The sequence below is a fragment of the Pseudomonas sp. RIT-PI-S genome (assembly GCF_025642975.1).
Taxonomy (GTDB): domain Bacteria; phylum Pseudomonadota; class Gammaproteobacteria; order Pseudomonadales; family Pseudomonadaceae; genus Aquipseudomonas.
Map to the genome: position 1 here is coordinate 279494 of NZ_JANZKJ010000003.1, position 14898 is coordinate 294391.

The following is a 14898-nucleotide window of genomic DNA, read 5'->3' on the forward strand; positions in this document are numbered from 1 at the left end:
ATGCTCCATCAATTTCTCAACGATTTCGGTTACCTGGCCCTTTTCCTGGGGACCTTCTTCGAAGGCGAAACCATCTTGGTCCTCGCCGGGTTTCTTGCGTTCCGTGGATACATGGACATCAACATGGTGATGTTGGTCGCTTTTCTTGGCAGCTATGCCGGCGATCAACTCTGGTATTTCCTCGGTCGCCGCCATGGCCGGCGCCTGCTGGCGCGTAAACCACGCTGGCAAACCATGGGCGACCGGGCACTTGAGCACATTCGCAAGCACCCCGACCTATGGGTCCTGTCCTTCCGCTTCGTGTATGGGCTGCGCACGGTAATGCCCGTGGCTATCGGCCTCTCGGGCTATCCTCCCCGCCGCTATCTATTGCTCAATGGCATAGGCGCGATGGTATGGGCGATCGCCCTTGGGCAGGCGGCTTACCATTTTGGAGCGGTATTAGAGGGAATGCTGGGCAACATCAAGAAGTACGAGCTCTGGGTGTTAGGTGGCCTGCTGCTGCTCGGCGTGTTGTTGTGGATCAGCCGGCGCATCAAGGCTGCCCGCATCGCCCGCAAGGCCGAGCAGGAAGGAAAGCTGCCCGAGCCGCCTGCACAGTGAACACACGCGCCTCATCGCGTTCACAGTGAAACACATCGATCAACGGGGCATGTGCCATGACCGCACGCATCGCTGTCATTCTCTCTGGCTGCGGCTTTCAAGACGGCGCGGAAATCCACGAAAGCGTACTGACGCTGCTGCGGTTGGATCAACTGGGCTGCGAGGTCCAATGCTTCGCGCCGGATATTGAATTCGACGTGACAGACCATTTGACCGGCAAACCCACTGGGGAGCGGCGGCGCGCGTTGGTGGAAGCCGCGCGCATTGCCCGAGGCGCTATCAAGCCACTCGCTGAAGCACAAGTGCAGGCGTTCGACGCCCTTATCGTTCCCGGCGGGTTCGGCTCGGCGTGCAACCTCTCCAATTTCGCCACCCAAGGCAGCCAATGCACGCTTGATACCGGCTTTCTGGCGCTGGCCGAAGCTTTTGCCGAAGACCGCAAGCCGGTGGGGCTTATCTGCATTTCCCCAGCGCTGGCCGCGAAAATCTACGGGCCGACGGTGATCTGCAGCATCGGCAAGGATCGCGACACGGCGGCTGCTATCGAGAAAATGGGAGGCACACACGTGCCCTGTGAAGTCGATGCAATCGTTGAAGACCCGCACCGCCGGTTGGTGTGCACACCCGCCTACATGAGCGCGCGCTCGATTGCAGAGGTCGCCGTGGGCATCAACAAGCTGGTGGAGCGGGTGGTGGAGATGGTCGCGGCACCAAGCTAAGCCCGAAGGCTAGAGCGTTGCCCTGCGCAGGCTGGCCAGAAACGTCGCCGCGCCAACGAACAGCCCCGCGAAAGTGCGGTTCAGCCGCCGCTGCTGCTGAGGGCTGCGCAACAGCCGCAATACCCTGGAAGCCAAGCCCGTATAACCAGCCATGACGATCATGTCCACGCTGACCATGGTTGTCCCGATGATCAGGTATTGCGCCAGCAAAGGCGCCTTGGGATCAATGAATTGCGGCAAGACCGCCAGCATGAACACCAACGCCTTGGGGTTGCTGAGGTTGACCAGCAATCCACGCACAACCAGCCCCAGGCGGCTGCCAGTCTGAGGTTGAGCCTGCTCCTGCAATTGCATGGGCGCCGCCCGCCATTGGCGAACCGCGAGGTACAGCAGATAAAACACGCCGAACCACTTGATGAGGGTAAATGCCGTGGCCGACGCTGCGAGGATAGCGCCCACCCCCGCAGCCACCACGGCGATCTGTAGCGCCAGGCCCACCTGCAAGCCTGCCGCGTTCCAGTACCCCCGGGCGAAGCCATAACGCAGCCCGGAAGACATCGAAGCGATCGCCCCCGCCCCCGGCGACAGGCTGATCACCCAACTTGCAGCAAGAAACGCCAGCCACGTATGCCACGCCATTGTTCAACCCTCCGTCGAGTCAGACGGCTACGTTAAGCTGCCGCGGCAGCAATGTCACGACGCGAGGGCTTCGAGCTCAGCCTGGAGGTTTTCAAGCAGCTCGAGCGCTACCATCCAGTCGTCTTCAAGCTTGCCCTCCTCGCCCTTGAGCACCGCCTGACGCGCCAGCAGGTCGCGCAGCTCGTCCTTCCGGGCGGCCTCATACAGCGCGCTATCCGCCAGGCGCGCCTCAATACGCGCCAACTCCTCATGCACCTTGCCTAGGGCACTCTCCAGCCGCTCGGCTTCGCGCTTGTGCGGGGCCAGTTGCTGGCGCAGGGCAGCGGCTGCCTGACGCTGAGCCTTTTTGTCATTACGCTCGCCGCCCGCCGAAGGGGCTGTGGTGGGCGCGTTACGCTGACGATAATCGACCAGCCAGCGCGCATAGTCGTCCAGATCGCCGTCGAACGCTTCGATCTTGCCATTAGCCACCAATAGGAAATCATCCGTGGTGCTTTTGAGCAGGTGACGATCGTGAGATACCACCAACACCGCGCCACTGAATTCCTGCAGCGCCATGGTCAGCGCCAGGCGCATTTCCAAATCCAGGTGGTTGGTCGGTTCGTCGAGCAGCAGCAGGTTGGGCCTGCCCCAGGCGATCAAGGCCAGCGCCAGGCGCGCCTTTTCACCGCCCGAGAAATTCAGCACTGGCTCATCGAGCCGAGCGCCGCGAAAATCAAAGCCGCCAAGGAAATCCTTGAGGGTCTGTTCCCGCTCGGCAGGCGCCAGCCGCTGCAAATGCAGCAAAGGGCTGGCCTTGCCATCGAGGGAGTCGAGTTGGTGTTGTGCGAAGTAACCCACCTCCAGGTTCTCGCCACGGCGCAAGGTACCCGCCAAGGGCTCAAGTTCGCCGGCGAGGTTCTTGATAAGCGTCGATTTACCCGCCCCGTTTGGGCCCAGCAGGCCGATCCGTGCACCGGGAGTGAGCTGCAGCTTGACCTTCTCCAGAATCACTTTGCTGCCATAGCCCAGGCGCCCCTCGGAAATATCCAGCAGTGGGCTAGATAGCTTTTGCGCCTCTCGAAACACGAATTCGAATGGCGAATCCACATGGGCGGCGGAAATTTCCTCCATCCGCTCCAACGCTTTGATCCGGCTCTGCGCTTGACGGGCCTTGGTCGCCTGCGCTTTGAACCGGGCGATGTACTTTTCCATATGGGCACGACGCGCCTGCTGCTTGTCGTAGGCTTGCTGTTGCTGGGCCAGGCGCTCGGCCCGGGCCCGCTCGAAGGCCGTATAACCACCACGGTAGAGCACCAGCTTGCGCTGATCCACATGGGCGATATGGTCCACCACGGCGTCGAGGAAATCCCGGTCGTGGGAAATCAGCAGCAGAGTGCCGGGGTAGCCCTTGAGCCAGTCCTCGAGCCAGATGATCGCATCCAGGTCCAGATGGTTGGTGGGCTCGTCGAGCAACAACAGGTCTGAGGGGCACATCAAGGCTTGCGCCAGGTTCAGGCGCATCCGCCAGCCACCGGAGAAGTCCCCGACGGGCAGGTCCATCTGTGCATTGCTAAAGCCCAGCCCGGCAAGGAGCTTGCGCGCCCGGGCATCGGCCGTGTAGCCGTCGGCCGCGTCGAGTTCGGCATGCAGGCGAGCCAACGCGGTACCGTCATGGGCCGCTTCGGCAGCGGCCAGGTCCTGCTGGATGGCTCGCAGCCGCTGATCGCCGTCGAGCACGTAATCTACCGCGATACGCTCCAGCGTATCGACCTCCTGGCGCATATGAGCGATACGCCAGTCGGGCGGAAGGTCGCACGCCCCCGCGTCTGGGGTGAGCTCGCCGCGAAGCAAGGCAAACAGGCTGGATTTTCCGGCGCCGTTGGCACCGATCAGGCCGGCTTTTTGACCGGCGTGCAGCGTCAGCTCGGCGTCTTCTAGCAGACGCTGTGGGCCACGCTGTAAAGTGAGGTTTTGAATTCGAATCATAATGGCGGCGGAGTTTACCAGCTTCCCTGCCGGCTGGCGTGGGGGCTTGATGCACAACGATCTGTGGCGCTATGCCTGTGAATTCTATGCCCGGCGGGGGGTTGAAGCCGCTTGCCTGGCGGCCCAGGCCCAAGGCAGCAACGTCTGCCTAGCGCTATGCGCCCTTTGGCTGGAGCAGCGGCAAGTTACGTGGGAGGCAGTGCGAGCCGAGGTTTTGAGCGAGATCGCCCTTCCATGGGAGCGTACGGTAGTGCAGCCGCTGCGGGAGCTGCGTGAACAGTGGCGGCCAGCGGCCGCGGGCGACATCCGCCTGGGCCAGCTCAGAGAAAGCGTTAAAAGGCTGGAGCTGGAAGCCGAACAGACGCTGCTCGCCCGGTTACAATCGGCCGCTCAAGCTTGGCCAGCGACCTGCACAACACAGCCAGGGTGGCTGGACTGGGCCGTCCCGGACGCGACCGCGCGAGCAGCGCTGCGCGCGGCTTCGAGCCAGGCTTAAGACCCGCTGGCGGGCGCTACCGCTCCGTTGGCGGGAGCCTCGCTGCTGGCTGTCGCGGGCTTGGTGGTAACGCGGGGTTTGCGGGGAGCGCGAGGTGCTGCCGGCGCGGTTGCTTGTGCCTCAGGTGCTTGGGCACCGCCATCGGCGACGGGGCTGACCTTGCGCGTGGCGGGCTTGCGCGGCGCAGCCTTGGCCGAGGTGGCCGTTGGCTTGGCGACAGGCGCGCTGGCGCGGGCACTACGTGCACGTGGGGTAGCGGGTTTCTGCGCCGCGCTAGTCGAGGCGGTAGTAGCTGTTGCCAATGCCTTGGCAGGCGCTTTGGTAGAACCCGGCTTGCGCGCGGGCTTGGCGGCAGGTTGGGTAGCACTATTGTTCTGACGCTGGTCGAGAGCCTTGGCGGTGGCCTCGCGGACCTTCCCTACCCCCTGCACGAGCGCCATGCTGGCCTGGATGTCATTCTTCAACTCACCAATGTACTGGCGGGTCTCGCCCTGGCGCCGTTGCAGCTCCTCCAGCGAACTTTCGAGGCTATCGACATTGGCGCGGGCCTTGGTTTGGGCCTTGGCCTTGCCGGCAGTGGCGGCCGCTTCGATCCGCGCACGCTGCTTATGCAGCTTTTCCTGCACCTTCACTCGCTGCTTTTCCAGCTTGGCGAGGATCTTTTCCGCATCAGTGAGGGCCTGGGCGCAGGCTTGCTCGAAATGCTCTAGCAAGCTCCCGGTCAGTTGCTGAAGCAGATGCAACGGGGTACTTACGGGCTTCTTTTTAGCCGACATGACGTTCCTCCTCGCTGAATGGTCTTTTATGGTATGCCGAGCGCCCCCGGCTCGCTAGCGAGCACTCCATAAATTTGCATTCTCGCGCCGAGGGATGGGTTGGATCAGGTTTGAAAGGTCCGGGCGTGCCAGCGATAATCCGTGCTTATCTCAGGAGCCTTCATATGTCGCGTCGTCTGCTGTTCACGCTGTGCCTGGTGGCACCCTTCAGCCTGGCCGAGGACGCTGCCACTTCGCCACACGACCTCGGTTACAGCCTGGGCGCCAGCATTGGCGAGCGCTTACGAGAAGATCAGCCCGGCCTGGACGTAGAAGCACTCATCGATGGGTTGCGGCAGGCCTACCATGACCAGCCGCTAGCCTTGGACGAGAAGCGCATCAGGCAAATCCTGGCCGCACACGAGGCCGAGATGGGCGGGGCGCAACAAAGCTCAAGTACCGAGGCAGCGCTTATGGCGGAACGACGCTTCATGGCAGGGGAGCGCGCCAAGGCCAACATGCATGAGCTGTCGAACGGCGTGCTGTATACGGAGCTGGCGCCGGGCCAGGGCGAAAAACCTACCGCCAACTCGCGGGTGGAGGTCAGCTACAAAGGGCAGCTGCCCGAGGGCACGATCTTCGATCAGAACGACCAGCCGCAATGGTTTCGGCTGGATAGCGTGATTGAAGGGTGGAAGATCGCCCTGCAGCAAATGCCCAAAGGAGCGCGCTGGCGCGTGGTCATACCTTCGGATCAAGCCTATGGCGCCGAAGGCGCGGGTGAGCTGATCCCACCCTATACGCCGCTGATCTTCGAGATCGAATTGCGAAACCTCGCCAACTGAGCAAGGCTCAGGCTTGGGCGGCTTCCTCGCGGTGCGAGGTATGCAACACCTCGATCAGGCAGTCCTCAAGCTCGAACCGCTCATGCAGCACCCCGCCCAGTTCCTTGAGGCGCGCGGAAAGGTCAGCGAAATCGGAGCAGTCGCCGCTGTCGCAGTGATCGTTGAATTTGAGGCAGCCCTCGGTCAGGACATCGAGGCGAGGGCAGATCTGCTTGGCCAACTCTAGCCCGCGATCGTCGCCAAAAGCCTTGGCTTCCTGGGTGAGTTGCTCATACACACCGAAATGGCCGGCGGATACGTAATCCACAAGAATGCCGCAGAAGTCCTGAAGACCGGAGCGTCGCAGACGACCCTCTTCCGAAGCTTCTTCGATGGCACCGAAGGCTACGATCAGACGCTGGCGATCCTGTAGCCAACGGTCGATGATCAGGTGGACTCCACCCCAACGTTCCTGTGCATTCTGACAACTTTCCAGCATGGTCTGTTCTTCCCTTGAGGTTCACGTTGAAGACGGAACGCAAACCAGCCAATGGCCAGCGAACCAGCACTGTACGTCCCATCGGACGTAGCAAAGGGCCACGATCCGGTGCGTTTAACGAGATTATGCCCCCGCGTTGACGGCAGCAAGACATGCGCTCACTAACTTCATACAAATGTTTGATGCCAGCGAAACGCTGATCAGCGCTCAAACAGCTGGAGGCAGGTGATCAAGCCCAGGCCTGCGAGTGTCAGCAGGCTCCATTCGGGCAGGCTCAGGTCCAGCAGCGTCCAGTTGACGATGGCGCAGTCGGGGGAACCCAATGCAAACACCTTCAATGTTTCGAGCAGAGCCTCAGACTGGTCGAGGTGAAAAAGGTTCGTCGAGGCCGTAGGGTGGGGCAAAGGATGGGCTTGCAGCCAAAGTTGGCGGATGGCCGAAGCAGCCCCCAAGGTCGAAAGCAGCAAAGCGAGCGCCGCATACGCTCGCGTGCCGTTCACCTTGGGCCGGAAGCCCCAGGCCAGGGCGTTCAACACTGCAATCAGCGCTACACAACCACGCTGAACGATACACAGCGAGCAAGGATGCAGCAGGGCCACCTTTTCGAGGTAAACCGACGCGCTCAATGCCAGCATGGCCAAGATAAAGGCCAACACAAACAGATGACGCGAACGGGCCGAAGGCATGAGCGATCCAGATGCGCGATTAACAGGCAGCAACGTTAGTGGAAAGGCTCAAGCCGTTTCAAGACAGCCGGTGCAAGAACTGCTCTGAAATCAGGGCCCCGCCAAAGGCGTCGGGCCCCATGCACGCTCAAACGCCTACCGGCCCAGGCAAGGGCAGCGCCAACAAGCGTTCGTCCAGCAGGCCCAGGCCTTCCTGGAACAACTCATTGCTGCGCCGCGTATCGCCCAGTTGCGCCAGCAAGCGCGCCAGCTCGGCGCACGCTTCGGCGTTACGCTGGTGCCGCAAGCTGGCTTCGAAATAATCCCGCGCCTTGCCCCACAGGCGGTTCTGAAGGCAGAGCCGCCCAAGGGTCAACAGCAGGCTTGGGTCTTGCGGATGCTCACGCAGCAGCCCTTCGGCGAAGGCCAGTGACTTGCCAGGCTCTTCGCCAGGCACCAGCCCATAAAGCCGCGCCAGGTGACTGTCAAAGCTGCGTTTGAGCGCGCCGCGCAGCACCACTTCCGCCTTCGCCGATGCCCCCAGCCGGCGCAGCCTTTCGGCATAGTTGAGCAGCAAGGCCGGCTCTTGCCGTTGGCCAGGGCTCAGCTGTTGCCAGGCGCGGTCCAAGGAAGCCTCATCGCTGCCCTGGCCGTCGAGATCTCCCAGCAGCAGACGCTCTCCTACCGCCCGTTGTTCGAGTGCGGCGATGTCTTCGGCGGCCATCACCTTGTGCTTGCGCAGCTCCGGCAGCAAGCGCGCCACCGAGGCCCACTCGTTACGCTGCGCGCATAGGCCGGCCAGCTGCCGCAGGACCTGGGTGTTACCCGGATAGCGTTCGTGCATGACCTCTAGGGTAGCGAGCGCGCCAGCACCATCGCCGCGATCGGCTTGCAGTTGGGCATGGCTCAATGCAACGGCAAGCTCCGCCTTGGGCTGACGCTGCAGCGCCCGCTCTAGCAAACTATCGCTTTCTTCGTGCAAACCCTGTTCGTTGGCCGCCCGGGCGGCGCCTAAGTAATAGAACAGCGGGTAGCGCTCATTTTCCGCGGCGACCTTCAAGTGCTTTTGCGCGCTTGCCCAGCGACCTTCAGCCAGGTCTACCTGGCCGCGGGCAATGGCGGCCTGCAAACGTCGCCGGCGATTGCGGCGAGACCAAGGGTTAACCACTCCCGTGGAAGTGAGCAGCAGGCGGGCCAGCCCAACGAACAATAGCCCCAGCAACACCAGCGCCAACACGGCGGCGAGGGTTGTCCAAAGGCCGGATTCGTACCGGAACACGTGGGGGTAGTCGATCAGCACGTACCCCGGATGCAACGAAATCCCCAGGCCAACTACCAGCGCCAGCGCGATAGTGACGAACAGCACCACATACAGGCGCTTCATGGCTGGCGCTCCTGCTCGCCGCCGGGCCCGCCCCCTGGCTGATGCCGCCGCGCCATATAGGCCTGCAGTGCCGCAAGGCTGTTGGCCAGGTCTGGCGTTGCCACAGTTACCCGGCTACTGGCGAGCTTATCCAGGCTGGCCAGCAGGCTGCTGCTTTGCGTGTTGTCCTGATTGAAGTTGCGGATGAGTATTTCCCGGGCCTGCCCCAACGCTTGCTTGAACACCGCCTGCTCGCCATTGAGCGCAGCCCATTGTGCCTGCTCCAAGGCCAGCCGCAGGGCCAGCCGCACCTGATTCAAACCTTGCCCGGCCAGCAATGGCCGCACATTGGCGTCAGGGTTGAAATCGATGCGGAAGAAGCTGGAAATGCGCGCCCACCACTGGCGCCAATGCAGGGTGCTGTCGTCGCTGGCGGTGCTGACCGCTTCACGGTCGGCTTCGAACTGCGGCGCCAGCGCAGACAGCTGCGCCGCCTGCTCTCGCAACGCTGCCAGTTGCAGGAACAGCCCGGTGCGGTCCGGCTGCTCAGTGGCCTGCAGCGCGGCCAAGCTGCGGGCCAGTTGCTCGCGGGCGGCGAAGGCATTGGGGTCATCCTGTTCGCGCAGGATGTCATCCGCGCCTTGAACCAACGCGCGAGCGCTGTTGACGTCCTGCAGCGCGGAGAGCCGCAAGCTGGCAAGCCGTACCAGGTGTTCGGCTTCGGCCAGGCGCCAATCCTGGCGGCTGGCGCCGAGCACGGTTTCCAGGCGCTGGCCCAGGCGTTGCTGGTCGCTTTGCAGTTGCGCCACCAGGCGCCGGCGATCTTCCAATTCGTCAGCGGCTGGCAGCTGCGACAGCCTTGCGTCGAGGCTACGCGCCTGCTCGCCGATGGCCTGGTTGGCTGAGGCAAGGCTTTGCACTTGAGCGCCCTGCTGCCGCTGACCAGCATCCAGCTGCCTCAGCTGCCAAGCCGCCCAGCCTCCTACGCCTAATCCGCAGGCGCCAATCAGCAAGGCCAGCACTGCGAGGCCCTGGCTGGTGCGCGAGCGAACCGGCACCGCAGGGCCTGTGGCGGCCGCGGTCGAATGGGCAGGTTGGGCGGGCTTACCTAAAGGCTCCCGAACGGGTTCCCGAATGGGTTCCCGGACGGGTTCTCGAACCGGTTCCCGGATGGGGTCTTTCAACGGGTCCGTCGCCGGCTTGCGGGGCGGCTCCTGAGGGTCATGGGGCGGGGCTGTTTCGCTCACGTATCCTTCCTTTGTCGGGGGGCGCGGTTCACGGGCCCTGGGTAGCCAGCGCGGCGATCAAGGCAGCGCTGCTTGCACCGCGGCAATTGACGGGGTGGCGGCAGCCGAGCGCTTGGGCGAGGCCCGCTACGCGGGCGCTCGGCACGAAGAGCGGCAGCGCTGCCAGCGCCGGCCAGGCCGCGCCGGCGAGGCGGTGCAAATGCTCCAGCCCCTGACCACTGCTGACCACCGCGCCATTCAAGCGTTCCGCCTGCAACCGTTCGGCTACAGCGCTGGCAGGATAGTCAGGAACGCCGCGCCGGTACAGTTCCAGGTATTCAACCTCAGCGCCGCGCTCGGCCAGGCGCTCGCCCAGCCACTCCCGGCCGCCCTGCCCACGGACGATTAGCACTCGAGGCTTGGGGCCCGCCAGCACCGCCGCCAACGATGGAAGCTGCCACAGGGCTTCGCTATCGTCGCCGTTGCGCGGGAAGCTCACCGCCAAGCCATGCTGTTCGAGGACGGCCGCGGTGGCGGCACCTACCGCAAACCAGCGCGGCCCAGGCGTTGCTAGCTGATGCTCAAGCCCCCGCAGGCATAAATGGGCGGCGGGCTTGCTGACCACCACCACCGCGGCAAAGCCTTGCAGCCAGCCGGGCGGGCGAACAGGCGGGGGTAATGGCTCGATAACCAGCATGGGCAGGCAGCTGCCGTAATGTCCGTGGCTGGCGAGCTCGCAGGCCAGTGCCCGGGACTCGCCCTCGGGGCGGGTCAGCAGCAGCCGCCAGTGGCTCAATGAGGATCGCCTTCTGCGTACACCTCGTTAAGAATCACCTGAGCGCCCTTTTCCAGTAGCTCATCGGCCACGCGCTGGCCAAGGCCCACGGCATCGTCGCGGCTGGCACGGGCTTGGGCATGCAACAGCACGCTGCCATCAGGCCGCCCGACCAGCCCACGCAACCACAACTGGTCACCTTCAAGCACCGCGTACGCTGCGATGGGCACCTGGCAACCGCCGTTCAGGCGCCGGTTCAGTGCCCGCTCTGCCTCCACCCGCGCCGCGGTAGGGCCGTGATTGAGAGGCGCCAACAGGGCGTGCAACTCGGCATCGATCGTACGGCACTCGATACCTACCGCGCCCTGGCCGCCCGCGGGCAGGCAATCCTCGGCCGTGAGCGTATCGCGAATACGCGCTTCGAAACCGAGGCGGATCAGCCCGGCGGCGGCGAGGATGATGGCGTCGTACTCACCTGCATCGAGCTTGGCCAGGCGCGTATTGACGTTGCCACGCAAAAAATGGATTTTCAGGTCGGGCCGACTGGCCAACAGCTGGGCTTGGCGACGCAAACTGGAGGTGCCCACCACGCTGCCCGAAGGCAGGCTTGCCAGGTTAGCGAAGGCGTTGGAAACGAAGGCGTCGCGCGGATCTTCACGCTCACAGATGCAGTAAAGGCCTAGCCCCTCCGGGAAATCCATGGGCACGTCTTTCATCGAGTGCACCGCGATGTCGGCTTCGTTTTCCAGCAGCGCGGTTTCCAGCTCCTTCACGAACAGGCCCTTGCCACCGATCTTCGCCAGGGGCGAGTCGAGAAGCTTGTCACCCCGGCTGACCATGGGCACCAGGCTGACTTGCAGTCCGGGATGGGCTTGTTCCAGGCAAGCCTTTACATAATTGGCCTGCCAGAGGGCCAGGGCGCTTTTGCGCGTGGCGATGCGAACCGTGCGAGCGTACATGGAGTGTTACCAAAGCCGAGATGCGGGCGATCATACCAGCTGACCAGGGCTTCGGACCGCCAGGCGCGCCTATCAGGAAGATAGAAGCGCCCTAGGGCGGTTGCGTCAGAGTTGCTGCATCATCTTGCGCACGCCCGCCACATGGCGCCGGCTGACGATCAGCGCATCGCCATTGAGCCCAGTCAGGTACAGTTGGAAATGCCCCAGGGGCGTACGTTGCAGGCGCTCGATGCGGGCACGTGCCACCAGTGCATTACGGTGAATGCGCACGAAGCGGTCACCGAACTCGGTCTCGAGGGCCTTGAGCGGCTCGTCGAGCAGCACTTCGCCGTGCTCATGGCGCAAGGTGACGTACTTGTGGTCGGCAATGAAATAGATCACTTGGTCGAGCGGAATCAACTCGATGCCTTTACGGGTGCGGGCGCTGATGTGCGTGCGGGGGGTGCTGCCATTGTTCGCAGCCGGGCGGGTCAGCGCGGCGAGGGTGGCGCGGTTCGGCCGCTCGGCGCGCCTGAGCGCGTCGGACAACTTATCCGAGCTCACTGGCTTCATCAGAAAACGCACGGCGTTGCTTTCGAAGGCGTTGACGGCAAACTCGTCTTGCCCGGTGCAGAACACCACGGCGGGAGGAGTATCGCGTTCGCACAATTTGGCGGCGACTTGCAGGCCGTCCAGGCCTGGCATGCGCACGTCCAGCAACACAACATCAGGCTTGAGGCTGTCGATCAGCGTCAGGGCCTCGTCGCCGCTGCCGGCACCGGGTTCCAAGACGCTATACCCTTCGAGGTCGCTGACCATTCGGCTCAGTTTCTCGCGGGCCATGGGTTCGTCATCAACGATCAGGACATTCATAGAGTGCCGGATTCCTGCGTGAGTCTCGCGGATAGATAGCGTAGACAGGTGAACTGACGGCCGTGGCGGCGTTCCTCGCTGAGACTGGCGGCAGTATCGAAAAGTGCCCGAGAGCGAAGCGATGAGACGTTTCGCTTGCGTGAAACGAGCACTGACGCCGTTGCTAGAGGGGGTGCCGCACAGTGATTGAGGCGCAACTGAACTCTCCCTTTGGTCGCCCGCCGCCGCCCCACTCCGGGGCTCGCTTCTTGCCCATGACACACAGGCCTTGCCGCATGGCCGTTGCACGAGGTCGCGGCTTTCATTCACTGTAGACGCTTGCCGGCGCGACATTGCTCAATCGGCGTATATCGTTTCGCCAGTTATCCTACATCCCCTCCGGCAACAGCCTACGGGCAGACCCCGCCGCCGTCCCGCGCGCGCGGCCCGCTCGCCGGGCGACCCTGCTATGATGGGGCCATTTCCCGTTCGAACCTCCAACGAGCCAGTCATGAGCACCGACAAGACCAACCAGTCCTGGGGCGGCCGCTTCAGCGAACCCGTCGACGCCTTCGTCGCCCGCTTCACCGCTTCGGTTACCTTCGACCGTCGCCTTTACCGCCACGACATCATGGGCTCGGTTGCCCATGCGACCATGCTGGCCCAGGTTGGCGTACTCACCGAGGCCGAGCGTGATGCCATCGTCGAGGGGCTTCATACCATCCAGGGCGAGATCGAGGCCGGCACCTTCGAATGGCGTGTGGACCTCGAAGACGTGCACATGAACATCGAGGCGCGGCTTACCGATCGCATCGGCGTCACCGGCAAAAAGCTGCACACCGGGCGCAGCCGCAACGACCAGGTCGCTACGGATATCCGCTTGTGGCTGCGGGATGAGATCGACACCATCCTCGGCGAAATCACCCGCCTGCAAAAGGGCCTGCTCGAAGTCGCGGAGCGCGAAGCGGGCACCATCATGCCGGGTTTCACGCACCTGCAAACCGCCCAGCCGGTCACGTTCGGGCACCACTTGCTGGCCTGGTTCGAAATGCTTGGCCGCGACTACGAGCGCCTCGTCGACTGCCGCAAGCGCACCAACCGCATGCCGCTTGGCAGCGCGGCACTGGCCGGCACCACCTACCCGATCGACCGCGAAACCACCTGCGCGCTGCTGGGCTTCGAGGCCGTGGGCGGCAACTCGCTGGATGGGGTATCGGATCGAGACTTCGCCATTGAATTCTGTGCCGCAGCGAGCCTGGCGATGATGCACCTGTCGCGGTTCTCCGAAGAGCTGGTGCTTTGGACCAGCGCGCAGTTCCAGTTCATCGACCTGCCAGATCGCTTCTGCACCGGCAGCTCGATCATGCCGCAAAAGAAAAACCCGGACGTCCCGGAGTTGGTCCGGGGCAAGAGTGGCCGGGTGTTCGGTGCCCTCACCGGCCTGCTGACCTTGATGAAGGGCCAGCCGCTGGCCTACAACAAGGACAACCAAGAGGACAAGGAGCCGCTATTCGACGCTGCTGACACCCTGCGCGATTCGCTGCGCGCGTTCGCCGACATGATCCCGGCGATCAAGCCGCGCCATGCGGTGATGCGCGAGGCGGCGCTGCGCGGCTTCTCCACTGCCACGGACCTGGCCGACTACCTGGTGCGCCGTGGCCTGCCTTTCCGCGATTGCCACGAAATCGTCGGTCATGCGGTCAAGTACGGTGTGGAAACCGGCAAGGACCTGGCCGAAATGAGCTTGGATGAGCTGCGTCGCTTCAGCGACCAGATCGACGCCGACGTGTTTGAAGTGCTCACCCTCGAAGGCTCGGTCAACGCCCGCGACCATATCGGCGGCACGGCTCCGGCCCAGGTGCAGGCGGCGGTCATCCGCGGCCAGGCACTGTTGGCACAACGCTGAGGCATACCCATGACCGATGAACTCAACGACGAGGATTTCGCTGAAGCGACCCTCACCGAAGCAATCCGGAACCAGCTTGAAAGCGGCGAGCCGCCAGCGGCGCAGGCGACTTTTAATAAACTCAAGCTGGTGGGATACGAAGAAGCGGATATTCTCAACCTCATGGCCCACGTGCTGGCGATTGAAATCGACAACATGCTCAAGGCCGACCGCCCCTTCGATGGGCAGTGGTACGAGGCCGCGCTACGGGCTCTCCCGGAGCTTCCCGACGAAGAAGCCTGAGGCCGTCGCGGCAGCGGAGCATGGCCAGGTCGGCCATGCCCCTCCAACAATAACAACAGCGAGGCCGCTCCATGACCTACAGCCCAGAACTGATCGCCGAAATCGAGCTCCTGTCCCTGTTCAACCTTGGCAATACCCTCGAAGGTTTGAAAGTCCACCAGACCGCAACCCCTGCGGCCATCGCCGCCGCCGCTCGGCTGCACGAGAAAGAACTGATCACACTACCCGACGGCGGCTATCTCACCAGCCTCGGGCTTGAGGCGGCCCAGCATGCCCAGGCCCTGCTGACCATTCTGCGCACCACAGAAACCGCCTGACGGTCCTCAACCTCAGGCCAGGGCGGCCGATAACGCCAATAACCCGTTATCGGCCTGGCCGCCCGAGCTTG

The 14898-nt window shown here is 63.5% G+C and carries 17 protein-coding genes; 7 read left to right on the forward strand and 10 right to left on the reverse strand.

Going from position 1 to position 14898, the window contains the following annotated elements; all coding sequences use genetic code 11:
* Together OGL93_RS07315 and elbB are read left to right on the forward strand one after the other, a co-directional pair.
* Window positions 1-603 (forward strand): DedA family protein, encoded by a 603-nt coding sequence (locus OGL93_RS07315; protein ID WP_263261831.1) that lies wholly within the window; start codon window positions 1-3, stop codon window positions 601-603.
* A gap of 56 nt (window positions 604-659) precedes the next feature.
* Window positions 660-1322, forward strand: coding sequence for an isoprenoid biosynthesis glyoxalase ElbB (gene elbB / locus OGL93_RS07320; RefSeq protein WP_263261833.1), 663 nt, complete (start codon window positions 660-662; stop codon window positions 1320-1322).
* A gap of 9 nt (window positions 1323-1331) precedes the next feature.
* Here elbB and rhtB read toward each other — a convergent pair whose 3' ends face one another.
* Both rhtB and OGL93_RS07330 read right to left on the reverse strand, forming a co-directional pair.
* Window positions 1332-1961, reverse strand: coding sequence for a homoserine/homoserine lactone efflux protein (rhtB, locus tag OGL93_RS07325; RefSeq protein ID WP_263261834.1), 630 nt, complete (start codon window positions 1959-1961; stop codon window positions 1332-1334).
* A gap of 54 nt (window positions 1962-2015) precedes the next feature.
* Window positions 2016-3929: an ATP-binding cassette domain-containing protein gene (locus OGL93_RS07330; protein ID WP_263261836.1), complete on the reverse strand. Its 1914-nt coding sequence runs from the start codon at window positions 3927-3929 to the stop codon at window positions 2016-2018.
* Window positions 3930-3978: 49 nt separating this feature from the next.
* Between OGL93_RS07330 and OGL93_RS07335 the strand changes: the two genes are divergently transcribed.
* Window positions 3979-4425, forward strand: a complete 447-nt coding sequence (locus tag OGL93_RS07335) for a TIGR02444 family protein (protein ID WP_263261837.1) — start codon at window positions 3979-3981, stop codon at window positions 4423-4425.
* Here the strand turns inward: OGL93_RS07335 and OGL93_RS07340 are convergent.
* Window positions 4422-5201, reverse strand: coding sequence for an AlgP family protein (locus tag OGL93_RS07340; protein ID WP_263261838.1), 780 nt, complete (start codon window positions 5199-5201; stop codon window positions 4422-4424). The genes OGL93_RS07335 and OGL93_RS07340 overlap by 4 nt on opposite strands.
* 164 nt (window positions 5202-5365) lie before the next feature.
* Between OGL93_RS07340 and OGL93_RS07345 the strand changes: the two genes are divergently transcribed.
* The gene (locus OGL93_RS07345) at window positions 5366-6025 is read left to right on the forward strand and encodes an FKBP-type peptidyl-prolyl cis-trans isomerase (protein ID WP_263261839.1); all 660 of its coding nucleotides are present in this window, start codon (window positions 5366-5368) and stop codon (window positions 6023-6025) included.
* Between the two features lie 7 nt (window positions 6026-6032).
* Here the strand turns inward: OGL93_RS07345 and rsd are convergent, their stop codons facing one another.
* The 7 genes from rsd to OGL93_RS07380 form a co-directional block, all read right to left on the reverse strand.
* Window positions 6033-6503, reverse strand: coding sequence for a sigma D regulator (gene rsd / locus OGL93_RS07350; protein WP_263261840.1), 471 nt, complete (start codon window positions 6501-6503; stop codon window positions 6033-6035).
* Window positions 6504-6703: 200 nt separating this feature from the next.
* Complete coding sequence (locus OGL93_RS07355) at window positions 6704-7189, reverse strand: disulfide bond formation protein B (protein ID WP_263261842.1); 486 nt, start codon at window positions 7187-7189, stop codon at window positions 6704-6706.
* A 127-nt stretch (window positions 7190-7316) separates the two neighbouring features.
* Complete coding sequence (locus OGL93_RS07360) at window positions 7317-8552, reverse strand: heme biosynthesis HemY N-terminal domain-containing protein (RefSeq protein ID WP_263261844.1); 1236 nt, start codon at window positions 8550-8552, stop codon at window positions 7317-7319.
* Window positions 8549-9589, reverse strand: coding sequence for a uroporphyrinogen-III C-methyltransferase (locus OGL93_RS07365; RefSeq protein ID WP_263261956.1), 1041 nt, complete (start codon window positions 9587-9589; stop codon window positions 8549-8551). Before OGL93_RS07365 ends, OGL93_RS07360 begins: the two co-directional genes overlap by 4 nt.
* Window positions 9590-9806: 217 nt before the next feature.
* Window positions 9807-10553, reverse strand: a complete 747-nt coding sequence (locus OGL93_RS07370) for a uroporphyrinogen-III synthase (RefSeq protein WP_263261846.1) — start codon at window positions 10551-10553, stop codon at window positions 9807-9809.
* Complete coding sequence (hemC, locus tag OGL93_RS07375; protein ID WP_263261848.1) at window positions 10550-11491, reverse strand: hydroxymethylbilane synthase; 942 nt, start codon at window positions 11489-11491, stop codon at window positions 10550-10552. The genes OGL93_RS07370 and hemC overlap by 4 nt, the downstream gene beginning before the upstream one ends.
* A gap of 105 nt (window positions 11492-11596) precedes the next feature.
* On the reverse strand, window positions 11597-12343 hold the full coding sequence (locus OGL93_RS07380) for a LytTR family DNA-binding domain-containing protein (RefSeq protein WP_263261849.1): 747 nt from the start codon (window positions 12341-12343) through the stop codon (window positions 11597-11599).
* Window positions 12344-12833: 490 nt separating this feature from the next.
* Between OGL93_RS07380 and argH the strand changes: the two genes are divergently transcribed.
* The 3 genes from argH to OGL93_RS07400 all read left to right on the forward strand — a co-directional run bounded on the left by argH (window position 12834) and on the right by OGL93_RS07400 (window position 14827).
* Window positions 12834-14228: an argininosuccinate lyase gene (gene argH, locus OGL93_RS07390; RefSeq protein WP_263261851.1), complete on the forward strand. Its 1395-nt coding sequence runs from the start codon at window positions 12834-12836 to the stop codon at window positions 14226-14228.
* Between the two features lie 9 nt (window positions 14229-14237).
* Window positions 14238-14510 (forward strand): hypothetical protein, encoded by a 273-nt coding sequence (locus OGL93_RS07395; protein ID WP_263261853.1) that lies wholly within the window; start codon window positions 14238-14240, stop codon window positions 14508-14510.
* 71 nt (window positions 14511-14581) lie between these two features.
* Window positions 14582-14827: a TIGR02647 family protein gene (locus OGL93_RS07400; RefSeq protein ID WP_263261854.1), complete on the forward strand. Its 246-nt coding sequence runs from the start codon at window positions 14582-14584 to the stop codon at window positions 14825-14827.
* Window positions 14828-14898: the final 71 nt, after the last annotated feature.